We start from the raw sequence: 25,381 nt of genomic DNA on the forward strand, positions 1-25,381 counted from the left end.
TGCGTTAAGGGATTTCCATGGCGTGCGCGATTGCCGGCCGGATGTGGCCTGAGCGAAAAGTGCCCGTGCGGTCAAATTTCTGCCGAGCGGCGAAGCATTGCAATATGACTTCGGTTGTAGGCGCGCAGCCTACCGGGTGCGTTCGAGCAATGCGTGACGCATGAAACGGTACACGGGGCGTGCCCATCGTTTCAGCGGTTTCTTCGCATTCCATGCGAGCCATTGACGTTCGCGCCGGATATCCGTGCCGACGACAAGCGCGAGGGCATGCCGTGCGGACGTGTCGCGCAGTACGGCATAACGTCCGAGGATTGCGCAGCCATCGACGACATGCGTCCGGGTCGTCGGTTCGGACGTGAAGAGATAACGCACGCCGGCATGCGCGGCGGCGCGGGCTACATCCAGCGAATAGAATCCGCCGGGAATGGAGGCCGTATCGACGGGTTGCCCGAGAATCTGTTCCAGCCGGTCGATACTATCGGACCATTCCCGTGCCAGCGTCGCGGGCGCAAGACGCGATATCTCTGCGGGATGCGTGTGGGAATGGCTTCCGACGACGTGGCCATGCGCATGCAACGTGCGAATGGTCGATGCATCCAGGAAACCATGCGTGCCGATGCGGCCCGTCGTAACGAAAAAATGGCCCGTCATGCCGCGTTCGTCCAGCATCTGCCCGATTTGCGTCGCACTGCTTCCTCCGTCGTCGAATGTCAGCAGATGAGGGGACCCGGTGCGAACGGAGCCAAAGGCCATGCCTGCCGTAGACAGTTCGCGCAGGTGCACGGCGAATGCGTCGATGTCGAGCTTGTAGTGAGCAGCCGATGCGCCGGGGAAGCCGCTGCCGTCGCAGTCTCCGGGCGCCACGATGTCGTGGTACATGAGCGTGGCGCGATTCATGGGGTAAGCATCCGTGCGGCGCGTTTCCAGCGCAGGTAACGCGTCAGCCACGGCTGGCCCCAGACCGCGCTCGCGCGCGACCGCGTATCGATGGGAATGGCGCTTCCGTTGGCGATATCGATCAGCCGTTCGGCGACGTCGTCCAGATTGTCGAGAACGGCGCGGTACTGGATCACGGCGTGCGATTCGTTCCGTTCGTCGAAATCGACACTGTAATGACCATAAACCGGACCGGTATCGACGCCTGCGTCGATCTTCAGCAGCGTCATGCCGACCTTGTCCAGGTCGCGTTCGGCCAATGCCCAGAAGCAGCCATGTGCATTGCGATACTCCGGACAGATACCAGGATGCATCACGAAGCATCCGATACGCGCCAGACCGATTGCCTTTCGTTTCATCAACTGCTTGCAGCGGGCAATGACGATGTCGGGTGCCGCGGACCGCATGAAGGCGATGGCATCGTCATCGTTGATGCTTGCGACTGTCACCGTCGGAACATCCGGCGCGCTGCCATAGCGGTCTTTCATTACCTGCCATGCCCCTCGGGCCCATTGCCGGTCGCGACGGGCCAGTACGAGGCGTTGGTAGATTCTCATGGCAACGACATCGCCGAATCTGATCCATCCCACACGCTTGAATTCGCGCTTCACGCGAGCGCGTCGCTGCGCGCGCGTTTCCTCGATAACGACAATGCCCGCCAGTTCGGTGAACGACGCCAGCCACGCGGCGAGCCCTTCGCGATCGAAGGCATCGCTGGCATGGCAGATCAGGACGGTGCGCGGCACGCTCATGACGAGCGATTGGGTGGCGGCGGCAGGGCGTAGTCGCGCCAGGCATCCGGGTTTCCGGTTTCTCCGGCTTCGGCGGCCTTGACGATGTTGTACATCTCTCGCGACGTGACGTAGTGCAGGACGTAGCGTTCGCCGTCGTTATAGGCGCGTTCGAGGTGATCGTGCATGGCATGGGCCGCATCGCCGAGCAGCGTGTCCATGTCGCGTTCCTGCGTGCCATGCGTGTGGACCTTGATGAATATCCACTCCGGGCGGCCCTCGACATGGATGCCGGTGTCGACCCAGGCATCCACGCGCGCGGGCGTGGGCGGACACGCCTTGCGCACATCCGAATTTTCGATCCGGGGAACGATCCCCATGCGACGTTCGCGCCAGTTCAGGCCAAGCGGACCTTGCACGATCATCAGATCGCCGCTGGCGTTGCCGCCCACGCGGACGGGTACGCCCTTATCGTGCGATTTGCAGCGATGCGGATCGTCGGTGGCGTAGTAGATCGCGTTGCTGGTCGACGTCTGGGTGTCGCTGGGTGCCGAGGGCAGCGTAAAGTCCGCGTAGCAGCCCAGCTCGCGCAGAAGGATCAGTTCGTTGTTGATGCCGCACCAGCGACCGTCGGCGCGGGAATTGTCGAGGCTCCAGTTTCCATGGATGAAACCGAAGCGTAGCTGTCCGGTTTCCGGGTCGACCGGCAACGCGCCATGGCGCTCGTGCAGCAGGCGATTGAAGCGGTCGATCGTGGTGCGGAAGTTTTCGGGCGTGTCGTTGTCGTGGTGCAGATGGATTTCGATTTCGCCATACCCTTCCGCGCACAACGCCGCGAGCTTGGTCAGGTGTTCGTCGAGGTATTCCTCTTCGGGATAGAAGAACGTGTGCTGCGGTGGCCGTCCGTCGGCGTCGCGGTGCCGGTCGGCCAGCCGCCGGTAGTCGGCGCACCAGCGGTCGACACGGGCGCGCTGGGTCGACAGGTCCACTTTCCCCCAGGCGGGCTCGAAGTGGTCGACGAAGCAGAACATCACATGGATCGGTCCCTCGGGGGCACGAGGGCGTCGCCGGGTCAGGTATCCCCACAGCCACGTCTGCATGTTGCGGGCACGGATCGCATACGCCACGGCGGCTATGCCGGCGAGGACGAGAACCAGCACGATCGGCGCGAGGACCGCCATCAGGAGGCTGTCTCTGCCGGAACCAGACTCAGGAGTTGCCGGGCGTTGTTGCTCCACTGACGCTCGCGCTGGATGTATTCGCGGGCGGCGCCACCGATACGGCGACGGTCTTCCGCGCACAGCGCGAGTTCCAGCACACGTTCGACACAGGCGGCGATTTCGCCGCGCGGGAAGAGCCAGCCGGTGCGGTCGTTGTCGATGACTTCCGCGACCGGCGCGTAGTCCGGGGCGACGACGGGAACGCCCATGCCCATGAACTCGAACAGCTTCATGGGCGATCCGTAGTGATTCGAGTTCGGCAGCACCGCATAGTCCATACAGGCAATCCAGCTGGCGATGTCGTCGTGCCCGACGCGGCCGGGCAGCAGTACGCGATCGGAAAGCCCGCGTTCGGCGACCAGGGCGCGGACCGCCGGCAACGTGACACCGTCGCCGACAAAGACCAGCGCCAGCTCCGGCACCTCGGCCAGTCGCGCGGCGATGGCTTCGACGAAGCCATCCACGCCGTGCCAGTGGGCGAATACGCCGATATGGCCGCAGACGATGCGATAGGCCAGGCCGCGTTCGACGCGCAGGCGTTTGCGGTCGAACCGTGCCGGATCGAAGGTCGCAAGGTCGACCGCATTGGGCGAAATGACGGACGGCGCGATATCGCCATAGGCCTTTTGCGCTTCGTCGCGGAAATAGGTCGAAATGAATACCAGCCCCGTCGCGTTGCGCAGGCACCACGCTTCCATGCGCCTGGCCAACTTCCTCAGTTTCAGGGGACGCACCCGCTGGACCAGTGCCGAGTCGTTGATTTCCAGCACCAGCGGGATATTCCGTTCGCGGGCCAGCCAGACGGTGGCGAACAGGAACAGCGAGTAGCGCTCGTAGATCAGATCGGGGCGCCGCCGGCTTATGGTCAGACCAAGACGGACGAAGGTCACCAGGTTGTAGGCCAGTTCCATAAACTCGAACAGCACGCCGGGCAATCGGGACACGGCCGATGCGAGACGGCCGCGTTTCGCCGTCGCCTGCGCCGGCGGTGACTCGTGTTCCGGATCGGCGCCGGGAAAGGACACCACGGATACCTCGTGGCCGAGTTCGCGCAGCGCGTTCACGATGCCGCGGATGTGCACGCCTTCGACATGCCGCCCGCGCGTGCGATGGTGATAGACGATGTTCATGCGGCCTCCGCCGGCACGGCGCGGAACGCGTAACCCTGATCGAGCCATTCGGGCAGCATCGTCGCGAGCGCATCGGTGGCGCGCATGCTGTCGTCGTGCATCAGGACGATGTCTCCCGCTGCGGGTGGACGATCGCGCAGACGGGTCACCAGCGCTTCGGGGGACATATCCGTCCGGTAGTCGAGGCTGTCGTAGGACCAGTACACGAAGCTGCGCCTGTGCACGGCGAAGTAAAGCATCAGCTGCGTGCCGACGTAGCCGTGGGGCGGGCGCATGCGGTGGTGGGGACGACGGTCGAAGTGGCGAAGCAGCGCGTCGGTTTTGTGGACTTCCGTCAGCTGTTTCTTCAGCGTCATATTCCCGAAAGACCAGTGGCTATAGGAATGATTGCCCAGCATGTGGCCCTCCGCGACGATGCGCTCGACGATATCCGGGTGTTTTTCGATCTTCTCGCCGACGAGAAAGAAACTTGCCTGGACACCGTGACGGGCAAGCAGGTCCAGCAGGGGCGGGGTGAACTCGGGATCGGGACCGTCGTCGAAACTCAGGTACCGGGCGCCGTCGTCGCGCGCACCGCGCGTCAGCACCAGCGCATCCGGCAACAAGCCCAATAGTTGCTGCTTCTCAGGCTTCCATTTCATGCGGATACACCGATCGGGAGGGAGGCCGCGGCGGCGACGTGGTGGAGGATGCGCTCCAGCGCATCCACGTTGTCGTCCCAACGGAACATCGACGCATGCGCGGCGATGCGTGGGTAGTCGAAGCGATGACCGAGCGCTTCGTTCAGCGCGTGGCCGAGTGCGGTAACGTCGTTCACCGGTACGAGCGTGCCGGCGTAGTCGGGTAAGACTTCCGGAATGCCGCCTACCCGGGTCGCGACGACCGGTGTGCCGCAGGCCATGGCTTCCAGGACGACATTGGGTACGCCTTCGTTATGGCTTGGCAGGCATAGCACGGTGGCCGCACGGAACCAGTCGCCCAGGGCAGGATGCGGAAACGCACCGCGCAGTTCGACGTTCGCGGTGCAGCCGAGTGCGCTCGCACGCGCGAGCAGTGCCTCCCGGCAAGGACCGGTTCCCACGAAGACCAGCCGGGTGTCGGGATGAAGGGCGAGTACGGCGGGAAACGCGTTCATCAGGTCGATGCAACCCTTGCTTGCCTTGAGGTTGCCCACGTAAAGGACGACAGGCACGGACGCGGGAAGACCGACGCGCTCGCGTGCGCCGCTACGCGATCCCGGCGAAAACAATGCATTGTCGATGCCGTTGTAAACGACATGCACGCGATCGGGAGAGCAACCGAGCGCGATGGCTTTCTCGCCGAGCGCGCGACTCACCGCGACCACGGCACCCGCACCTCGCAACGCGGAACGAATTTGCATGCGACGCAACGCATGTTCGGCCTGTACGTTGAGGTCGCTGCCGTGGACCTTTACGACATAGGGAATGCCCAGCCGGCGCGCGACCCAGCCTGCGGCGGCGCCGTCCGGATACGCCCAGCTGACCAGCAAGGCGTCGTAGTGCCCGGTGCGCAGCCGACGTCCGTGCTGCCACATCAGTGACGCGAACCAGCACAGCGCATGCAGCGACCGTCCGATACGCGGTGGATAAACGAAGACGAAGTGACCCGTGCGCAGACCCGGCACGTCGATATCGCCGCGACGTCCGGCCATACGCTCGCGGAAGTCGACCGCCGTGAGGACGTCGACCTCGTGGCGCTGGCCTAGCAGGGCGAACTGCTGGCGGTTGAACGCGCCGCGTAACGGGTCCCACGGGGTGGGAAAGAGATTGGTGAGGATGAGGATCTTCACGCCGCGCTCCCGGTGATCCGGCCGTCGCACGGCAAGTCGTCGTACAGCGCGCCGTAGCGCGATGCCATGGCGGCGAGCGAGCCGTGACGTTCGACCCAGTCGCGCGCTGCCACGCCGAAGCGGTGTGCCTGCGGCTCGTCGCGCAGCAGTTCCAGCATGCCTTCGGCGAGGGCGCATGCGTCGCGTGCGGGCACGAGGTGTCCCGTGCGACCGTCGAACACGATTTCGCCATTACCGCCGACATCGGTCGCGATAATGGGCAGGCCGGTCGCGCAGGCTTCCAGCAGCGCCATCGAATAGCCTTCGCTGATCGACGACAGGACGAACAGGTCCAGTCCCTGCAGCAGTTCGCGCACATCGTTGCGGTCGCCGAGGAAATGCACGCTGTCCCCGACCCCCTCGGCGATGGCGTATTGCTCCAGTTCCTCGCGCAGTTCGCCGTCGCCGATCAGCACCAGGGCGGAGTCGGGACGACGGTCGTGCACGTGACGGAAAGCACGGATCAGGTTGACCTGGTCCTTGGCCCAGTTCAGACGTCCGACCGTACCGATGATCTGGGCATGATCGGGCAACAGCAGAATGCGCTTGAGCCGCCCGCGCATCGCGGTCGTCGTGGTGGGGAACGACCCGACGTCGATGCCGTTGGGCACGACGAGCGCCTTGGACCGGGGCACGATGCCACGGCGCACCGCGTCGCTGCGCGCGGCTTCGCATACCGCCACCACCGCGTTCGTGCGAACCAGCGCGCGCCGGTAGAACCACTCGCGCCGCCGCGCCCGCCGGTTGCCGCCCATGCCGTGACGTGTGTTGATGACGCGTAGTCGAAGACCGCAGGTGGCCAGCACCGCCTGATAGTGCGCGACGGCGTTATGCGTGTGCAGGATGCGCGTACCATGCGCACGAACCAGTTCGCGTACGCGTCCGAGCGCCCGCATGTCGATACCTTCCTGCTTCCCGCATGCGGTGACGGGTATGCCGAGTTCTTCCAGTTCGTGGGCGAGCGACCCGGCGTCGAACAGGCAGATCACCTGGCAACGGTGCCCTTCACGGTGCTGGAGCTTGACCAGTTCGATCACCATGCGTTCCAGACCGCCACGAGCCAGGCTTTCGACGACATGCGTGATATTCATGGCGTGAGCTCGGATACGGTGACGCGCAGCTTGCCGCTGGGCGTCAATGGAATATCGCTCGGGAAGTGACAATGCAGTTCTACGCTGCTTCCCAGCACTTTGTCGACTTCCCGATGGATATACGCGAGCGAGGCGTCGTCGAAGGCCGGTCCACGCACGATCGCCAGGTCGAGCCGGTCGAGGCGGCGCTGCACCAGCTGGAACCGTTCCACACCCGGCACGTCCTTCAGCATGTGCGGAAAGAACTCGCCCGGCAGTACGTGGCCCGCGGGCGTACGGATGGTGTCCAGCACGCGACCGTCGACATGCGCCAGCATCGGCAGTCCGCGTCCGCATTCGCAGTAGTGCGGGGAGGCGGTCGCCATATCGCCGTTCGCGTAACGGAGCAGGGGCATGCCGTAGTTAAACAGGTCGGTGATGACGACGTTGCCGCTCTGGCCGACCGGCGCCGGTCCGTTCGACGCCGCCAGCTCGACGACGAGATGGTCGGTGTTCACGTGCAGGCCCTGGTGGTGGTCGCATTCGGCGGCGATCAGCATGAATTCGCGGCAACCGTACGTGTTGAAGGCCGGGCAGCCGAAGGCTTCCTCGATAATCTTCCGCTGGAAGTCGTGCATGGCTTCCGCCGCACCGATGACGCCCTCGGGTTGCCAGGTTCGCCGGCCCGTGGCGAGCATCCATTGCGCCAGCCGCACCAGCGGGCCGACATAACCGACGACGATCTTTGGACGGTAGCGGTCGATCTGATCCGCGAATCCGGCCATGTTCGATTCGGACATATGGAACGTATTGAGCATGCGCCGGGAAAACGCGGCGTTGTACAGGCGATCCTTCATGCGATGCGCGCGCGTCGGCTCGCCGACCGCGCCGCCCCACAGGAACAGAGTGCGCCGGCCCATGCGTGCGCCGGCCCATTCGTAACCGCGCCACATCACCGCCACGCGGCGGTCGTTGCTTTCGCGCGTATAGCCGAAGCGCATCGGTTCGCCGGTCGAACCGCCGGTCGCTTTGTACAGAAGACGGTCGCGCCACGACTCGGCTTTCAGGTCGTCGAAGTATTCGCGGATATCGGCCTTGGTCAGTACCGGTAGTGCCGCATAGTCGTCCAGATTGTGGATATCGGCGACGTCGATGCCCAGTTCGCGCCAGCGGCGCCGGTAGAAAGGTACCTCGCGCTCGCAATGTTCCAGCAGGCGGCGCAGGCGCTCCCATTGCAGCGACGCGATGCGCGCCGGCCCCAGCCACTGGTTGTCGGAATACTGCCGTAGATAGTCCAGCGTGTGCCGGCGGCGCAGTCCCGCTTCGTAGGCGGGAAAGAGCAGGTGCCGGAACGCCGTTTCGTACGCGCTCATCCGGCCGTCCTCAGTAGTACCGAGACCAGGACGAAAAGCGCGGCCACACCACCCATCGCGGCGGGCACCCAGCGCCAGCCTCCCCGCGACAGTTCGAACGCCGGGAGATGGGGGAAGCGTTGGCGGGCACCCGTGTAGTAGCCGGCGACCATGGCCGCCAGCAGGTACAGGACGATCATGTAGCTGCGGCTGAGGAAGAACGCGGCGGCGAACAGGCCGCAGAGTACGAGCAGCAGGGTCAGCGCGATCGCGCGCTCCTTGCGCCACTCTTCGGCCATGGCTTCGTCGTCGCCGAACTGGGGTTTGAAGCGCAGTATGGTCAGCATCATCCAGAAGCAGTAGCCGACGAAAGCGAGCCAGAGCATGAAACCGATGAATCCCGTTTCGGCGAGCACCAGGACAAAGGAGTTGTGCGCCGTCAGTTCGTTGTATTCGGTAAAGTTGCCCGCGCCCACGCCGAACAGGGGATGGGACATGAACATGTGCAGTCCCGAATACCACGCGTCGACGCGTCCCAGCGCGGATTCCTCGTCGACATCCAGTTCCTGCATGCGCGACGAAAGAATTTTCAGACAGGTCAGTCCGATGACGCCGAGCACGCCGGCGGTCACGACGCCGCGCCGATACCAGACATAGCCGCCGGCGACGACGAGTACGGCCAGCAGCGCGCCACGGGAATTGGTGAGATAGACGGCATAGAGCAGAAGCAGTGCACCGGACAACCAGAACAGGCGACCCAGCATGCCGCCGCGACGGCTGAGGTAGAACGCCATGGGCAAGGTCGCGGCGAACAGCAGTCCGAGGTCGTTGGGATCGTTGAAGATGCCGACGTACTGAATGCGACCGTCGTCGCCCAGCGGGACGCCGGTCCAGCCGACGCCCGCGGCGGCCTGGCCGACGCCATGCATCGCCAGCACCATTGCGCACAGAACGAAGACCGCCATGCCTATGACGACATGCCGGCGCGTGGTGCATCCCGTGGCGAAGATCCAGAACGCGATCACGGTGGGGCCGAACTTGATCAGCTCATCGAGCGCACCGCCCGTCCAGCCGTTGGTCACCTGCGAAATCATCAGCACGACGAGGAAGACCGGCAGGATGACGAACTGCGGCGCGGCCCAGGTGCGTTGGCCGGAAGCCAGCCATGCGACGAATGCGAGCACGAGCACCGCCGGAAGCACCGGCACCCCGACCAGGCCGGGCAGATAATCCTGTGGCCGGATAATGGTCAGTACCAGATAGGTGAGAATCAGGGGGAACATGCGGCCACCGGATCCTTTCCCGTTTCGTGATGGACGGTCGGATAACTCATCAACCGGGGCAGCGTGAGCATCGCGGCGAACCAGCCCGGTCCCATGTTCCGTTCGACCGGCAGACGGTAGAGGGCGTAACGGTTGGCGGACGGATCGGGATTCGTTCCGCAGATATACGAGCAGGCCAGTTCGAAGCCGGCTTCGCGGGTGGCGTCGATCACCTGTCCGTTGAACGCGCGGTCGCCGCCGACCGGATAGGACATCAGGATCGCCCGATCGCCGAGTTCGCGATCGAGTGTCGCTTTCGATTCGCGGATTTCCCGCACCATCTCGTCGTACGGAAGCTTCGCGAACATGCGGTGATGCACGCCATGCGATCCGATCTCGTAGCCCGCGGCATGCATTTCGCGAAGCTGGTCCCAGGTCATCGGCTTGCACTCGGGCGGGGCGGGCGCGTCGTCGCACGGCATGCGCCAGTCGCGTTCCAGGCGCGCGATCATCGCGGACTGTTCCAGTGCACCGATGTCCTTCATCGCCAGCAGGACGCGACCGGCCAGTGCGCGACGATCGGCGCGGGCGGCCGGCATCGGCAGATCGATATTGAGTTCGGGCAATACGAACGATGGTGCGCCCGTCGTGAGGATCATGTGGACCAGCCAGTCGTAGAGGAACGGCCGACCGGTATCGATATGGGCGGTGGATACGAAGAACGTCGCGGGAATGCCAAGGTCGCAAAGGATCGGATAGGCGATGCGGTAGTTGTCGTCGTAGCCGTCGTCGAACGTAACCACGACGGTATCGGGCGGCAGCGTTTCGCCCGCCGCGATGGCTTCGGCGACATCGGTCAGCCGCGTCGGACGGAACCGACGCTTGAGCAGACGCATCTGTTCGTAGAAGCGTTCGGGCGACGTGCTGATCAGTTCCAGGTCGAAGTCGTAGGTCTCCGGGTCCGGGAAATCCATGATGCGGTGATAGGCCAGGATGCGCAGGTCCTTGTGCCACCATGCACGCGCGCGCTGCAGGGAATGCAGCAGGCCGCTGGAATAGCACAGCTCGCCGAGGCGACCCCGGATACCTGAAGCGCGTCCATCGCTGGTCGACGGGTTCACCATAAATGCAGTCCTCGGTTGCGGGCGAAGGCGAGGAGCGCCTGCGCGGCGAACAGGTTGAGGTAATAGAACGCTACGGCCAGCCGTACCGGCAGCCAGCGGGCGAGACGGGGACGCAGACGTCCGGCGAGTACCAGCCCGGCGGCACATACGATGCCGAAGAACATCAGTGCATAGACCGCGTGGCGCGTCGCCAGCGCGGCGCTCGACAGCGTGAGGACGACGAGCATCCACGGTGCCAGCAGACGCAGCAGCTTGTGGCTGACGAAGCGGAACCACAGCGGATTGTTCGCGGGCCAGATCAGCCACGGCGCAAGCTGCACCAGCTGGTAGTTGCCCGCCAGCGTCCGGACCTTCCGTTTGCGTTCGGCGTCGGGATGCTGCGAAGGCTTGTCCCATGCGAGCGCGCGCGGCTCGAAAATCACGCGTTGCCCCGCCGCGGCCACGCGCATGGGAACGAGTACGTCGTCGAGTACCGTGCCCGCGGGCAGCGGACTGTAAAGCTCGCGCCGCATCGCATACAGCGCACCGCTCACGCCCACGGTGGAGCCGGACTGGCTTTCCGCCTGCCGGATGATTTTTTCGTAGCGCCAGTACGCGTCGACACCCTGTGCGAATCCAGTCAGTACATCTTCCATGTGCAGCTCGCCGCTGACGGCACCGACCGTGGGATCGGCCAGGTTCGCGACCAGTTCGCGCAGCGCACCGGGGGACAGCTTCTGGCGAAGATCGGTGAAGAGCAGCACGTCGCCATGCGCGATCGCCACGGCGTCGTTGAGGCAGGCGGCCTTGCCACGACGTGCGGGGTTGTCCAGCACGCGCACACGGGGATCGCCGCAGGTACGCGCAAGCGCGGCGGTGGCATCCCGGCAGCCGTCGCAGGAAATGACGATGTCGATCAGTTCGGCGGGATAGTCGAGCGCGCGCAGATTGGCGAGCTTCGCGCGTATCTGGCGCCCGCCGTCGTGCACGGCGATGACGACGGTCACGCTGGGCGTAATCGGCTCGCGCCGCACGGGCCGTGGCGATACCTTCGCCAGCGCCCACATCATGGCGGGATATCCCACGAAGACGTGGACGAGCAGCGCCACGCAACCCCAGCATGCCATATAGGCCAGGAATGTCATTCGGTTCCCCCCGGACCGATACGGTTCATGTCTATCGCCAGCCGAAGAGTTTGCGCAAGCCCGACGTCGGCTTGCGTGCCACTTGTTCGCCCGCCTTCGCCAGTTCCGCGGCGAGCGTTCCGAGCGTGCCGTTGGCTATGTCCAGCAGGTTCAGCTGCACGCCGGTGGCCTGGCGGACGCGTCCGGCCATATCCACCGCCATCAGCGAATGACCGCCCAGGTCGAAGAAGTTGTCGCCTGGATGGACGTCGCAGACGTCGAGCAGTTCTTCCCACAGTTTCGCGAGCAGGGCTTCCGAGGGCGTGCGCGCGGCACTGCGTGCCGAGGTCGCCATCGTCAGGTCGGCCACGGGCGTCCGGACCTCCATGGGACGCATGACGCCATCGGCCAGTTCGCGCAGCGAGGCCACGCTCTGGGCCGGATCGCGTCCCACGCTGGCCAGCATCGACAGGTAACGGTCGCGCATCGCCGCCGCGGTTTCGGCGCGGAGAATATCGGCGTTATAGGTGACGCCACCGACCATACCCCGGGTGTTTTCGAGGAACCACAGTCCGAGATCTTCGGTGGCGCCGCTTTGGAACAGCAGGATCTGTTCGTGGTTCAGACCGCCCCAGTCGACGATGCGCTGGCGTGCGTCCTGGAAAGAGAACAGTGCCTGGTACAACACCGTGCCGCTGCCATGATGCACTTTCAGTTCGCGTTGCAGATACTCCATCGGCACGTCCGGATGACCGAAGCCTTCGAGCGCGGTCCGTTTGACGTAGTGGACGAAGTCGACGAACGACATGTCCGGATCGACGGTCACATGCAGCGGCAGGAGATTGTTGAAATAGCCCATGACAGATTCGATTTCGGTCTGGTTGCGGCCGCGCACGGGCGTACCGATCACCAGATCGTCCTGCCGCGCGACGCCGCTCAGCAATATGTAGTAGAGGGCAAGCAGCGTCATGTTGAGCGTGGCGTCGGCGGTGCGGGCCACTTCGTGCATCAGTTCCGTCAGCTCTTTCGAAACGCGGATCCATTCGGTCGCGCCCTTGCCGGACATGCCCGGGCGGCGCGGCATATCGCTGGGCAGCGCGCGTACGCTGCCGCAGCTGGCCAGGCGCTCGCGCCAGAAGCTCAACTGATCCTGGAACTGGGGACCTTGCAACCATTCGGCGTGCCATACGGCGAAGTCGCCGTAGGTGACGGGAAGCGGCGGCAACGGCGACGGCAGGTTCTGCGCGAACGCGCGGTACAGTGCGGACAGTTCGGCATACAGGATGTCGAACGACCAGCCGTCCCAGACGATGTGATGGGGCATGAAGAAGAACGCATGATCGTCGTCCGACAGACGGAACATCCGCGCACTGAACAGCGGCGCCCGGGTCAGGTCGAACGGCGTGTCGGTCAGTTCCTGCAAGCGCTTCATCAGCGTCCGTTCGCGCTCGTGTGGTGCGAGCGCCGAGAGGTCTTCGGCAGGGAACAGCGCCGTGGCGAGCAAGGGTTCGACCACTTGCTCGATATCCTCGCCCTTGCGCCGGAACGCCGTACGCATGATCGGTTGCCGCGACACCAGAGCCGCAAAGGCCCGGTCGAACGCATCTTCGTCGAGCGCCCCTCTCAGGCGATGGGCCGATGGCGCGTTATAGGTGACGCGGCCGGGCTGCATTTCTTCCAGAGCGAACAGGCGGGCCTGCATCAGCGAGGTCGGTGCCTGATCCTGATGGGGACGACGCAGGATCGGCGGGGTTTCCTGCGCGCCGCCGATCTTCAGCAGGGCAATAGCGGCGGCGAGTTCCGCGATGGTGGGTGCGTCGAAGAGTGTGCGGAAAGAAAGCGTGACGCCGAATTCGCGATTGAGGCGGGCGGTCAGCTGCGCCGCGAGCAGCGAATGACCGCCGAGCGCGAAGAAGTTGTCCCGCACATCCAGGTCCGGCAACGCGAGCACGGTTTCCATCGCCGAGGCGACCCGGCGTTCGTCATCGTTGCGCGGCGCGGTCCGTTCGGCGTTCGCGGCGACGGACTGCACAGGCGGTGCGGGCAGCGATTTGCGCTCGGTCTTGCCGTTCGGCAGCAGCGGAATCGCAGGCAGCTGCATCAGGTGCTGCGGCAGCATGTAATCGGGCAGCCGCGTTTTCAGTTCGGTACGCAGGACACTTTCGTCGAACAAGGCCCCTTCGCTGGCGACCACATAGGCGACCAGTCGCACGTCGCCCGGACGATCTTCGCGAGCGACCACGACAGCTCGGGCGACGTCGGGAAGATCGGCAAGCACGGATTCGATCTCGCCCAGTTCGATGCGATAACCACGCACTTTGACCTGGAAGTCGAGACGGCCCAGGTGTTCCAGTAATCCATTGGCCAGCCAGCGGCCACGGTCGCCGGTGCGATACATGCGTGCATCCGGATCGCCGGCGAACGGATCGTGCAGGAATCGTTCGACGTCGAGTTCGGGGCGATCGAGATAGCCGAGCGAAACGCCGGCGCCGCCGATATAGATCTCGCCCGGAACGCCCAGCGGGCAGGCCGAACCGGCCTCGTCGAGGATGTGTACGGTGGTGTTGGCGATCGGCTTGCCGATGTAGATGCCTTCGCGAGGCGCCGTCACTCTCCAGTAGGTGGAATAGACGGTGGTCTCGGTGGGGCCGTATCCGTTCCATACCTCGCCGCAACGTTCGAGCAGCGCTTCGGCCAGATCGAGCGGCAGCGGTTCGCCGCCGGAGATGGCGCGGAAGTTCGCATGTCCCGCCCAGCCCGATTCGACCAGGATGCGCCAGCCGGCGGGCGTAGCCTGCATCATCGTGGCGTTGCTGCGTTCCACCAGATGGCGCAGCGCCGTGCCGTCGCGGACATCGTCATGGTCGGCGATGACGATTTCGGCGCCGGCGCACAGTGGCAACATCAGTTCCATGAATGCGATATCGAACGATAGCGTCGTGACGGCGACCAACCGGTCGTCTTCGGCGATGCCCGGTACGCGTTGCATGCTGGTAAGAAAGTTGGACGTGGCCCGGTGCGGCACGCGCACGCCTTTCGGTCTGCCGGTCGAACCCGAAGTAAAGATCAGGTAGGCGACCGACTCGGGCGTTGCCCTCATGCCGTCGTGTGGCAGGCGGGTCGTCGGCAAGGATTCGATCTCGACCCGATCGCGGGTCAAGGAAAGGATGGCCCGGGTGGGGAACGGAAACGCCGTCGGCGCCTCGTCGTCGACGATCAGCGCGGCGAGCGCGGCGTCTTCCACCATAAAGGCCAGACGTTCGGGGGGGAACGACGGGTCCAGCGGTACGTAGCCGGCGCCCGCTTTCAGGACGCCGAGTACAGCGGCGACCATGTCGGCACCGCGCGGTAGCGACAGTCCGACGAGCGAGCCACGACCCACGCCGCGCACGCGCAGGCCATGGGCGATCCGGTTCGCGAGCTGCTCCAGGTCGGCATAGTTCAGCCGTTCGGAACCGTGCCGTACGGCTGCGCGCGCGGGCGCGCGGTCGGTCTGTGCCTCGAAATACTCGTGGGCCAGCCGATCGGCCGGGAACGGTGTCGGCGCGGGTTGAAGGCCAGCCAGCGCTTCGCATGCGGTTTCCGACATCATGCCGAGCGAGCGCGTGGCGCTATCCGGAGCGGCGATGGCCGCACGCAGGAGGGCTTCATAGGCGTCCAGCCACGCGGCGATCGTGGGTGCGCGGAACAGGTCGCGGTTGTACTGGCATTCCAGACGGATACCGCCGTCGACCTGCACGGCGTTGACGAACAGTTCGAAGTTCTCATAGCGGCGCGCGTTGGCCGAGAACGTGAAGCTGAGATCGGCGAATGCGACCGTCGATTCGTCCAGCGCCTGATCGAGATTGAACAGGACGCTGACCAGGGGCAGGCGGCCCGGGTCGCGGGGCAGGGACAGACGCGCGAGCAGGCTGCCTATCGTGTATTGCTGATGATCGAAAGCATTGAGGAGCCCGCCCCGGACCTGTTCGATCGTTTCGCTGAACGAACGCTCCGGATCGACGGTTGTACGCAGCGGCAGCACGTTCACGCAATGGCCGACAAGAGCGTCGTGGCCGCCTTCGGCCTGACCCGCGCAGGGAATGCCGATCACCAGGTCCTGCTGTCCGGTCAGGCGTTCCAGCAGTACGGAGAATCCGGCAAGCAACGTCGCATACAGGCTTGCACCGTGTTTCGCGCCCATGCGCTTGATGCCCGCTACCAGGGTCGGGTCGAGCATCCGGTCTTCGCGGTGCGAAGCGAACGTGCGGTGGCGCGGACGGGTGCGGTCGGTCGGCAGGTCGAGGACGGGAGTTTGTCCCGAGAACTGGCCCACCCAGTACCTTTCGGCGTCGTACGCATCGTCGGTCATCTGTCGCGCGGCTTCTTCCAGCGCGAACCCGGCGAACGAATCGGCGGGCGCCGGGGCGAAGCCGTCCGCGACGCGTTCGCCATACATCGTGGCCAGATCGTTTATCAGCACACCGAACGACCAGCCGTCGCATACGATGTGATGCGCGGTGAAGATAAGCAGGTGATCGGTCGACCCAAGGCACAGCAGTTCGGCCCGCACCAGCGGACCGTGTTCGAGATCGAACGGCGTCGTGACCGCCTGGTCGAGTGCCGTGGCGATCGCTGCCTCGCGAGCGGCCAGGTTCGTCCCCGAAAGATCGGTCAACGGGCAGGGCAGGTCGCGCTGAGTCGCGATGCACAGCTCCTCGCCATCGGCGCCGATCGTCGCGCGAAGCGCTTCATGGCGGTCGAGCAGGCCTTGCAGCGCGGCAAGTAGTGCGGGGACGTCGAGCGAGCCGGCCAGATGCAGCGATACCGATTCGTTGTACGAGAGCGAGGCCTCGCACGACAGTGTCGATGCCAGCCAGATCTCGCGCTGGGGCGCGGTCGTGGGAACGACGCGCGCGAGCGACGCGTCGGCGAAGGGGTCGTAGTCGACGGCCAGACCGGCCGCCATTACGTCGTTCGGACTCATGCGCTGACCCTCATGAATTTGCCCGGGATATCGGGGTTGGGAACGAACCACGCCGGGTTTCCGTCGACATCGCGCCCGAGGCGCGCTCCCGCGACCGGCGGGTTGTCGGCATCGAGCGCACGCGCGTCGATCCGGCGTCGTGGCAGGAATTCGGCTTCCTGCAATTCGAGTACGGCATCCTTGAAGGCTTTGGCGATGGCGGCAAAGTCCGCCTCGCTGTGTGCCGTGGTGAAGAAGCAGGGGAAGTTGTCCAGGATGTGGATGCCGCGGCTGCGCATCATCGCGAACAGCAAGTCCTGCAGGGGATGATCTTCGAGGAAGCTGGTCTTCCATACGGAGGTGTAATGCACGACCTTGATCGGCGCGCCGACACCGGTGCAGAACATGTTCAACTCGTCGACGAAGCTTGCTGTCCGCGCGTTAAGGCCTTCCTGCAAGGCACCGCCTTCCGTCGCGAGGTGTTCGAGCACCGCATGCGCGGCAGCCAGCGCGAGCGGATGCCGCACGAACGTGCCGGCGAAGTAGGTGACGCCGACGGTGGGAATGGAATCGTCGCCGAACTGCCAGTGACCGCCATCCAGCGCGTCCATGAAACGCCGTTTTCCGGCGATGACGCCAATGGGAAAACCGCCGCCCACGACCTTGCCGTACGACGCCAGATCCGCATCGATACCGAGCATCGCCTGCGCGCCGCGCGGATGGGTACGGAAGCCGGTCACCACTTCGTCGAAGATCAGCAGCGCGCCGGCATCTTCCGTAATCGCGCGCAGTTCCTGCAGGAATTCGCGTGGCTGGAAATCAGGCCGGCGACTTTGCACCGGTTCGACCAGCACGGCGGCGATGGTGGAGGCGCGCTCGCGGATGATGGCCAGCGATTCGGGCGTGCCGTAATCGAGGACCAGCACATGTTCGGACGTGTTGCGCAGGATGCCCGGTGCGGCCGGCACCGAACGGAGCTTCTTCGTGCCGCGGACGATCACTTCGTCGAAGATACCGTGATAGGAACCGGTGAAGATCACCAGCGTGTCGCGGCCGGTCACGGTACGTGCGATGCGTACCGTGCCCATCACCGCTTCGGAACCGGTATTGCACAATGCCGCCCGGTCGAAGCCGGTCAGGTCGCATATCTGCCGGGCTACTATGCCGGCCAGCGGATGCTGCGGGCCGATTTCGTAGCCGAGTTCAAGCTGACGGCGTACCGCGTCGATGACGAAATCGGGCTGCCAGCCGAACAGGTTCATGCCGAAGCCGTTCAGCGCGTCGACGTATTCGTTGCCATCCAGGTCCCAGACTTTCGATCCGCGCGAACGCTCGACGACGATCTGGTAGATCATTTCCTTCAGCAGCGGACGGAAGCCGTTTACCACGCGCGGGTCGGCCAGGTGCGGACGGTGTTCCTCGGTGTATTCCTTCGAGCGGCGTGTGCGCGCGATATAGCGCTTCATGAAGGCATCGAGGCGGGCGCGCTGCCGGGTCGTCAGCTCGGTCGACGTCGAATGGATGCGTGCGATGGCGCCGAAAGCTTTCTTTACGTCGTACGTCGTATGCGCCAATGCGACTTCTTCGGTGTCGGTCGCGGGCTCGGGTGCGTTCGGGACAGCGGCCATGGCGACGGGTGTCGCCGCGGCAGGCACCGACGTCATAGGCACTGGCACGCTGGCCGGTGTTCCGGCGAGCAGCGCCAGTTGCTGCTGCATGATCTGCATCTGCTGCTGGATGACGTCCTGTACGAGATTGCCGTTGGCGGCGATGGGTGCGATGGAAGCGACGGTTGCGGCGGCGGGCGTAGCGACCATGGCGACTGGTGCGGCGACGACGACTTCCGCTTCCGGGGGCAACAGGCGATCGATATGCGCGGCGAGTCGTCCGAACGACGAGCACGCTTCCATCAGTTCGCGGAACGTGATCTTCAGGGCGTAGGTCTTTTGCAGCTGCAACGCCACCTGGGTCAGGGCGAGCGAGTCGAGTCCCAGTTCGACGAAATTCGCGTCGGACGACGCGCCGTCGAATTCGGTGCCGGATACGTCTTCGAACAAGGCGGTCAGTTCGGCGACCAGGCGCACCGAGCGGGTGCTGGCGGCGGAAGAATGGGCGGCCATGGATGGCTCCGGCAGGGATGGGGCGGAAAGGACGGAATGGGTGGTGGCGGGCAGCGGCAGCGCGACGACGTTCGAACCGTCCGGGCTGCCGGCGACGCGCGTGGGAGCGTCGATCCAGTGCCGGCGACGCTCGAATGGATACGTGGGCAGGCGCACGCGGAAACGACGTTCACGACGGTCGAGCGCGGTCACGTCGATATCGACGCCGGCACTCCAGAGTTGACCGATGGCGTCGAGCCAGGCGCTGCGTTCCAGCGCCGGCGAGTCGGCCAGCGACGCAAGCGCAAGCCGCCCACGCGCACGGGTGTGCTGTCGGGTGAGCAGGCTCAGCGTCGCGCGCGGTCCCACTTCGAGGAAGATGCGTCCTTCATCGTCGAGCTGGGTATCGAGCGCCCCGGAAAAACGTACCGTGCCGCGCAGATGGCGCGTCCAGTAATCGGCGGATATCGCCTCGTTGTCGGTCAGGGTCATACCGGTCAGCGTGGATACGATCGGTATGTCCGGGGCATTCAGTACGATCGCCGCTACGTTGTCCCGGAATGGCGCAAGCGCCGGTTCCATCATGGCCGAGTGGAAAGCGTGCGACGTATGCAGCATCCGGCAGGCGATGCCGGCGGCTTCGAGTTCGTTGCGGAACGCGTCGACCCGGGCGGTTTCGCCCGAAACCACGCATGCCGTGGGTGCGTTCTGGGCGGCCAGCGACAAGCCGTCGGGCAGCCGCGCGAGGAGCGCATCGGCATCGAGCCGTATCGACAGCATCGATCCGGCAGGCAACGCCTGCATCAACCGGCCGCGCCGCGCGACCAGTCGCGCCCCGTCTTCGAGCGACATCACACCAGCCAGCACGGCGGCGACGAATTCGCCGACACTGTGACCGATCATGGCATCGGGCTGGACGCCGATGCTCATCCAGAGTTTCGCCGTGGCGTATTCGAGCGCGAACGTCGCTGGCTGCGTGAGGCGGGTTTCGCGCAAGGCATCGGCGTCGTCGGCGAACATGCGCTCGCGCAGATCGAAACCGAGTTCGTCGTTCAGGCAGGCGACGCACGCGTCGAGCGCGTCGCGGAAGGCGGGTTCGCTCGCATACAGTTCGCGCCCCATGCCGGGGTATTGGGCACCTTGCCCGGGGAAGAGGAATACGATCGGTGCCGCGTTGCTCTGGGCGGCGCGGATCGGCGGCGCCGTATTTGTATCCGCCAGCCGGCGGACAGCGTCGGTTATGTCATTGGCAACGATCCAGCTGCGCTGCGCGAAGGCCTTGCGGCCAGTGGCCAGCGTGAGGGCCACATCGGCGAGATTGGCTTCCGGTGCGCTGGCCAGATGGGCTCCCAGCGCGGCCCATGCTTTCCCGACGGCCGCTTCGCTGCGTGCGGATATCAGTAATAGTTGGGAGCCTTGCGCTGCATCGGACGGCTCGCGAGGCGGCGCTTCTTCCATGACCACGTGCGCGTTGGTACCGCCGACGCCGAACGAACTGACGCCCGCGCGACGCGGACCGTCGCCGTGTTCCCAGGGCCGCAACGTGGCGTTGACGACGAAGGGCGAGCGATCGAGACCGAGTTTCGGATTGGCAACACGGAAATGCAGCGATGGCGGCAACTGGCGTTCGGCGAGCGAGAGCGCGGTCTTGATGACGCCCGTCGCGCCGGCAGCCATGACCAGATGGCCGACGTTGCTCTTTACCGACCCGATGGCGCAGAAACCCAGGTCGTCGGTTTCGCGCCGGAATGCCTTGATAAGCCCTTCGATTTCGATGGGATCGCCGAGCGGGGTCGCGGTGCCATGGGTTTCGACGTAGGAAATCGAGCGGGCTTCGACGCCCGCGACATCCAGCGCCGCGGCAATGACCGCTGCCTGGCCCGCGCTGCTCGGTGCGGTGAAGCTCGCCTTGAGCCCGCCGTCGTTATTGATCGCCGCACCGCGCAGCACCGCATAAACCGGATCGCCGTCCCGCAACGCATCGGACAGGCGCTTGAGCAGGACCACTGCCGCGCCGTCGCTGAATACCGTGCCTCGCGCATCCTCGTCGAAGCTGCGCGTATGGCCGTCGGGCGACAGCATCGAACCTTCCTGTGCGACATAACCGCTACGCGACGGGCAGGTAATGGACGAGCCGCCGGCCAGCGCCATGTCGCAATGGCCCGCGCGCAACGCATCGAACGCCTGCGCGATGGCCACCAGCGACGTGGAGCACGCCGTGTTCATGCTGATGGCCGGACCGGTCAGGTTGAGTTTGTGCGCGACGCGCGTGGTCAGGTAATCCTTTTCGTTGCCCAGCATCACCTGGAACGCGCCGAGTTTGGCGATAAGGTCCGGGCGTGTGCTGATATGGCGCTGGAAGTAAGTGGCGTTGTGCATGCCGCCGAACACGCCCACAGGCATTTTCTGCGCATCGGGTACATAACCGCCGCGCTCCATGCATTCCCAGCAAAGCTCCAGGAATACGCGCTGCTGCGGATCGGTCAGTTCGGCCTCGCGCGGCGACATGCCGAAGAACGCCGCGTCGAAGTCTTCCACGCCGTCGACGATGCCACGTGCCGCGACGTAGCACGGATCGTTGCGTTCGTCGGCAGGGACGCCCGGATCGAGGCCGTCGTCACCGAAGAAGGTGATGGATTCGCGTCCGGCGACGAGGTTGTCCCAGAACGCTTCGACGCTGGATGCCCCGGGGAATCGACCGGCCATGGCGACAATCGCGACGGCCTCGGCATCCGTGTGCCGTGCGCGACGCGAGGCATGCGCGATCGGTTCCACGCGCCGTTCGATGCTCGCGGCAATGGCGGCTGGCGTCGGTTCGCCGAAGAAGCTCGCAATGGTCGGTGTCGTCGATACGGCGGCGTGGAGACGTGCGACTGCGGCGGTTGCAAGTAACGAGCTTCCGCCGAGTTCGAAGAAATGATCGTGACGGCCGACTTCGTCGAGGCCAAGGATATCGGCGAACAGTGCGCAGATCGCGCGTTCGCTGTCGCTGATGGCGGCTACGTATGCACCGGCCAGTTCGGGACGGCGGCCATCCGGCGCCGGTAGCGCGCGCCGGTCCAGCTTGCCGTTGGCGGTGATCGGCAATGTGTCGAGCCGGATATAGACCGTCGGAACCATGAATTCCGGAAGCGCTTTATGCAGGCGATCGCGCAGCGAACGCGCCGTGAGCTTTTCGTCGTCTGCGACGTAATAGGCGACGAGACGTTTCTGTCCGGGACGATCCTCGCGTGCGAGCACGGCCGCCGCGCGTACGGATGACGTGGCCTGCAATGCACTTTCGACTTCGCCCAGCTCGATGCGGTAACCGCGAATCTTGACCTGTCCGTCGCGACGACCCACGAAGTCGATGCTGCCGTCGGCGAGCCAGCGGACGAGGTCGCCCGTGCGGTACAGGCGATCGCTTTCGTTACCGAAGACATCGGGAAGAAAGCGCTCGGCGTTCAGTTCGGGACGGGCGAGATAGCCGCGCGCGACACCGGCACCGCCGATATAGAGTTCGCCGGTGACACCGACGGGTACCGGCTCGCCTCGCGCATTCAGCACATACAGCGTGGTATCGGCGATGGGCCGGCCCACGGGGACGGCGCGCGTGTCGACGTCCAGTTCCCGCGGAATCGGCCAGGTCGTGGCGAACGTCGTGCATTCGGTGGGGCCGTAGCCGTTGGTGATGAGGGTATCGGGCAACGCGGCAAGCGCCTTGCGGATATGTGGCACGGACAGCGCTTCACCGCCGGTCAGCACCTGTTTCAGGCCGGAGAGCTTGCGTGCGTTGTCGTCGACGATGGCGTTGAACAGGGCGGCGGTCAGCCAGGCGATCTGAGCACCGTGTTGCACGATCGTGTCTTCGAGGCCGCAGCCCGTGGGTACTTTCTCGTGGTGTACGACGCAGGTGCCGCCATTGAGCAGCGGCGCCCAGATTTCGAATGTCGCGGCGTCGAAGCCGAGGGGCGCGGCATGCAGCACGCGGGAATGCGTGCGCAGATCGACGTAGTCGACGTCGCGGACGAGACGGATGATCGAGCGGTGTTCGATCTGCGCGCCCTTCGGCGTACCGGTCGAGCCGGAGGTGTACATCACGTAGGCCAGTGCGTGGCCGTTCCGTGCAAGGGATACAGGCGCTGTCTCGTGTTCGAGATCGCCGAGTGCCAGCATCGTCGCGGGCAGTCCCTCGGGCGCCGGTGTGCCGCACACGACGACATGCGTCGCGGACGCATCGGACAGCACGAAGGCGAGACGATCGGCAGGATAAGTGGGGTCCAGCGGCAGATAGGCAGCGCCTGCCTTGAGCATGCCGAGCATCGCGACGATGGCTTCCGGCGAACGCTCCGCCAGCAGGCCGACCGGTGTGCCGGGCAGTATGCCTGCCGCGACGAGGCCCGCTGCGACGCATCCGGCGCGCCGGTTGAGTTCGGCATACGTCATCGATCCGCCGGTCCATGCGACAGCCACGGCATCGGGATGCGCGGCGACGACACCGGCGAACAGGCCGTGGACGGAATCGTCGTCGCGGCGGGGTTTCGCCGTGGCGTTCCATTCGACCAGCATGCGCGTGCGTTCGTGGGTGGCGAAGACGTCGACGTCGCGTAGCGGTCGGTCGGCGGTGGTGCACAGGGCATCGATCGCCTGTACGACGCAGCCGGCCATCAGGTCGATCGCCGCATCGGTAAAGGGCGCGGGAAAGTCGACCTGCAGACGCGCGGGCATCGCGGTCAGCAGACGCCAGCGGCTGCCGCATTGCGGGTCGTTGGCGGATTGGGCTTTATCGCAGGGCGGACGCGTGTCGGTATCGACGACCGTCCACGGCGCGGGGCCCGACGCGCAGGCAGCGGCGTTCTGTATGGCAGGCAGACTGGCATCGAGCCATGTATCGCGCGTGCCGTTGTCGGGTATGTCCAGCATGGCGGTGAACGAGGTACCGGCGCATACGCGCCAGGCAGCGACGGTGGCCGCGCCGGTCAGGCGCGACTCGACCAGCGCCAGTGCCGCGCAGAACACGACGTCGGACGTGACGCCATAAGCAAGCGCGCAGCGTTCCATGCTGTCGATCATGCCTTCGTCGAGCGCGTACTCGTAATGCTTCCAGCGCGTGGTGGCCTCGCCGGCGTGACAGGGCAATACGTCGGTTAATGCCGGAATGGCGTCGTCGTCGGTCCGGTTGGCGATCGTGAACGCGTTCATCGGGCTTTCGCTCTCTCCACGCTTCGAAGCAGGTGTGTTGCATCGGCGGTGTATCCGCCTCATGGCAATCGGGGATGTTCCCGGATGCCTTCCCCTTTGCTTTCCCCTCGGGGCTATGGTCGAGCCAAAGACACGGTGCGTGGAATACGGCATACGGGTTACGCGTATGAGGACGGTCGGATCGGCCGTTAGGCCGTTTGGTCTATGTCGTGATGGTTGATGGCTTCTTGGGGGGATGGGGGATGGGAAGTGGGGGCGCCATTCCGGCGGACGCCTGAGGGAACGACAAGCGCCAAGCGGACGTTACGTTCTCCGGCAGTCACCAGCCCCCTCGGGCGCTCGCCGGATCTACGCCCCCACTTCCCATCCCCCATCCCCCATCCCCTACGTAGCCCCATTCAGAGCATCCCCAGACGCCGATGCATGCCCTGACCGAGTCGCGCTATGCCGCATTTGGTGCGGTCGACTAGTGCGTTCGTACCGACCGGACGGGGATGCATGCCCAGGCCGCGCATGCGTGCGTTGAAGCGATGCGCGTCGGTCCACATGTCCGAGCGCCGCGTGCGGAACGTGAGTGCGAGGGACACGGAAAGCTCCGACGCGGTATGCACGCGATGCGGTGCGATGAAGGGATGGTGGACGCCCAGCCCGGGCGTGAGTTCGTAGGTCATCGCGCGCGCCTCGATCCCGGCGCTGTAGCGCGGACGTCCGCCGATATGGGCCAGCAGATAATCTTTTTCCTCGGACGTCATGATGGCGTCGTCGGAGGGGTCCCACAGGTGCACGGTCTTGCGGCCCTGCAACTGCAGAAGGAAATTCATTTCCCGGTCCATGTGATACGGCGTGACCGAATCGCGGGTGGAGATGAAAATATAGGTCGAGTACCAGCTGATCCCCGGATCGAGCGGATCGATCCGCGCGGCGACCTCGCCGATCAGTCCTTCGATCACCGGCGCGAATTCCTTGTCGCGTTCGGGATTGTTGATGCAGATATAGGCGTGGTTGTCCTCGAAACGATCCAGGACCTGTTCCAGCGTGAGATTCGCCTTGTAGCGGTCGTACGATGTGTCGAGGTCGGCGTCGCCGGGAATATGGCCGGTGCGGTACAGGATGCTTTCGCGCGGCATGCGCCGGCACAGCGCGAACAGATGCGCGAGCGAGAACAGCGGATGCGTGGTGAGGCGATGTCCGATCAGGAAGGGCTCGCGGTTGTACGAGGCGGTCACGACCTCGTCGTCGAAGGCGAGCAGGGGGGACGGTTCCGCGCGGCCCCGCGCCACGAGTTCCTCGTAACGCTCCATCGGCAGGAAGCTACCCAACATGGTTCGATCCTCGCGCCATCGATGCCGGCGTATCAGGTGACGCTCCGTGAGTGCGTG

The 25,381-nt window shown here is 65.0% G+C and carries 14 protein-coding genes; all 14 read right to left on the minus strand.

Going from position 1 to position 25,381, the window contains the following annotated elements; translation table 11 throughout:
- Positions 1–129: 129 nt before the first annotated feature.
- Positions 130–897, minus strand: coding sequence for a polysaccharide deacetylase family protein (locus AC3IR3_RS09335; protein ID WP_489196602.1), 768 nt, complete (start codon positions 895–897; stop codon positions 130–132).
- Positions 894–1,688, minus strand: coding sequence for a formyltransferase family protein (locus AC3IR3_RS09340; protein WP_489196603.1), 795 nt, complete (start codon positions 1,686–1,688; stop codon positions 894–896). The genes AC3IR3_RS09335 and AC3IR3_RS09340 overlap by 4 nt, the downstream gene beginning before the upstream one ends.
- Entirely contained in the window at positions 1,685–2,848 is a 1,164-nt protein-coding gene (locus AC3IR3_RS09345) for a hypothetical protein (RefSeq protein WP_489196604.1), read from the minus strand. Before AC3IR3_RS09345 ends, AC3IR3_RS09340 begins: the two co-directional genes overlap by 4 nt.
- On the minus strand, positions 2,848–4,017 hold the full coding sequence (locus AC3IR3_RS09350) for a glycosyltransferase family 4 protein (protein ID WP_489196605.1): 1,170 nt from the start codon (positions 4,015–4,017) through the stop codon (positions 2,848–2,850). Before AC3IR3_RS09350 ends, AC3IR3_RS09345 begins: the two co-directional genes overlap by 1 nt.
- Positions 4,014–4,658 (minus strand): polysaccharide deacetylase family protein, encoded by a 645-nt coding sequence (locus tag AC3IR3_RS09355; protein WP_489196606.1) that lies wholly within the window; start codon positions 4,656–4,658, stop codon positions 4,014–4,016. The genes AC3IR3_RS09350 and AC3IR3_RS09355 overlap by 4 nt, the downstream gene beginning before the upstream one ends.
- Entirely contained in the window at positions 4,655–5,827 is a 1,173-nt protein-coding gene (locus tag AC3IR3_RS09360) for a glycosyltransferase family 4 protein (RefSeq protein WP_489196607.1), read from the minus strand. The genes AC3IR3_RS09355 and AC3IR3_RS09360 overlap by 4 nt, the downstream gene beginning before the upstream one ends.
- Positions 5,824–6,957 (minus strand): glycosyltransferase, encoded by a 1,134-nt coding sequence (locus tag AC3IR3_RS09365; protein WP_489196608.1) that lies wholly within the window; start codon positions 6,955–6,957, stop codon positions 5,824–5,826. Before AC3IR3_RS09365 ends, AC3IR3_RS09360 begins: the two co-directional genes overlap by 4 nt.
- Positions 6,954–8,309, minus strand: a complete 1,356-nt coding sequence (locus tag AC3IR3_RS09370; protein ID WP_489196609.1) for a phenylacetate--CoA ligase family protein — start codon at positions 8,307–8,309, stop codon at positions 6,954–6,956. Before AC3IR3_RS09370 ends, AC3IR3_RS09365 begins: the two co-directional genes overlap by 4 nt.
- The gene (locus AC3IR3_RS09375; RefSeq protein ID WP_489196610.1) at positions 8,306–9,571 is read right to left on the minus strand and encodes an O-antigen ligase family protein; all 1,266 of its coding nucleotides are present in this window, start codon (positions 9,569–9,571) and stop codon (positions 8,306–8,308) included. Before AC3IR3_RS09375 ends, AC3IR3_RS09370 begins: the two co-directional genes overlap by 4 nt.
- Positions 9,559–10,674 (minus strand): polysaccharide deacetylase family protein, encoded by a 1,116-nt coding sequence (locus tag AC3IR3_RS09380; protein ID WP_489196611.1) that lies wholly within the window; start codon positions 10,672–10,674, stop codon positions 9,559–9,561. The genes AC3IR3_RS09375 and AC3IR3_RS09380 overlap by 13 nt, the downstream gene beginning before the upstream one ends.
- Positions 10,668–11,798 carry a glycosyltransferase family 2 protein gene (locus AC3IR3_RS09385; RefSeq protein WP_489196612.1) on the minus strand — a complete coding sequence of 377 codons (1,131 nt, stop codon included), beginning with the start codon at positions 11,796–11,798 and terminating at the stop codon, positions 10,668–10,670. Before AC3IR3_RS09385 ends, AC3IR3_RS09380 begins: the two co-directional genes overlap by 7 nt.
- 31 nt (positions 11,799–11,829) lie before the next feature.
- On the minus strand, positions 11,830–16,743 hold the full coding sequence (locus AC3IR3_RS09390) for an amino acid adenylation domain-containing protein (RefSeq protein ID WP_489196613.1): 4,914 nt from the start codon (positions 16,741–16,743) through the stop codon (positions 11,830–11,832).
- Positions 16,740–24,002, minus strand: coding sequence for a hybrid non-ribosomal peptide synthetase/type I polyketide synthase (locus AC3IR3_RS09395; RefSeq protein WP_489196614.1), 7,263 nt, complete (start codon positions 24,000–24,002; stop codon positions 16,740–16,742). Before AC3IR3_RS09395 ends, AC3IR3_RS09390 begins: the two co-directional genes overlap by 4 nt.
- Before the next feature lie 398 nt (positions 24,003–24,400).
- Entirely contained in the window at positions 24,401–25,324 is a 924-nt protein-coding gene (locus tag AC3IR3_RS09400; protein WP_489196615.1) for a cupin-like domain-containing protein, read from the minus strand.
- Between the last annotated feature and the right edge of the window lie 57 nt (positions 25,325–25,381).

Source organism: Luteibacter sp. GL_149 (genome assembly GCF_057834065.1).

What these genes read in the sequence shown, in the direction of transcription:
- AC3IR3_RS09335 (WP_489196602.1), bottom strand. Translation starts at nt 897, where the DNA reads ATGAATCGCGCCACGCTCATGTACCACGACATCGTGGCGCCCGGAGAC.
- AC3IR3_RS09340 (WP_489196603.1), bottom strand. Translation starts at nt 1,688, where the DNA reads ATGAGCGTGCCGCGCACCGTCCTGATCTGCCATGCCAGCGATGCCTTC.
- AC3IR3_RS09345 (WP_489196604.1), bottom strand. Translation starts at nt 2,848, where the DNA reads ATGGCGGTCCTCGCGCCGATCGTGCTGGTTCTCGTCCTCGCCGGCATA.
- AC3IR3_RS09350 (WP_489196605.1), bottom strand. Translation starts at nt 4,017, where the DNA reads ATGAACATCGTCTATCACCATCGCACGCGCGGGCGGCATGTCGAAGGC.
- AC3IR3_RS09355 (WP_489196606.1), bottom strand. Translation starts at nt 4,658, where the DNA reads ATGAAATGGAAGCCTGAGAAGCAGCAACTATTGGGCTTGTTGCCGGAT.
- AC3IR3_RS09365 (WP_489196608.1), bottom strand. Translation starts at nt 6,957, where the DNA reads ATGAATATCACGCATGTCGTCGAAAGCCTGGCTCGTGGCGGTCTGGAA.
- AC3IR3_RS09370 (WP_489196609.1), bottom strand. Translation starts at nt 8,309, where the DNA reads ATGAGCGCGTACGAAACGGCGTTCCGGCACCTGCTCTTTCCCGCCTAC.
- AC3IR3_RS09375 (WP_489196610.1), bottom strand. Translation starts at nt 9,571, where the DNA reads ATGTTCCCCCTGATTCTCACCTATCTGGTACTGACCATTATCCGGCCA.
- AC3IR3_RS09380 (WP_489196611.1), bottom strand. Translation starts at nt 10,674, where the DNA reads ATGGTGAACCCGTCGACCAGCGATGGACGCGCTTCAGGTATCCGGGGT.
- AC3IR3_RS09385 (WP_489196612.1), bottom strand. Translation starts at nt 11,798, where the DNA reads ATGACATTCCTGGCCTATATGGCATGCTGGGGTTGCGTGGCGCTGCTC.
- AC3IR3_RS09390 (WP_489196613.1), bottom strand. Translation starts at nt 16,743, where the DNA reads ATGAGTCCGAACGACGTAATGGCGGCCGGTCTGGCCGTCGACTACGAC.
- AC3IR3_RS09395 (WP_489196614.1), bottom strand. Translation starts at nt 24,002, where the DNA reads ATGAACGCGTTCACGATCGCCAACCGGACCGACGACGACGCCATTCCG.
- AC3IR3_RS09400 (WP_489196615.1), bottom strand. Translation starts at nt 25,324, where the DNA reads ATGTTGGGTAGCTTCCTGCCGATGGAGCGTTACGAGGAACTCGTGGCG.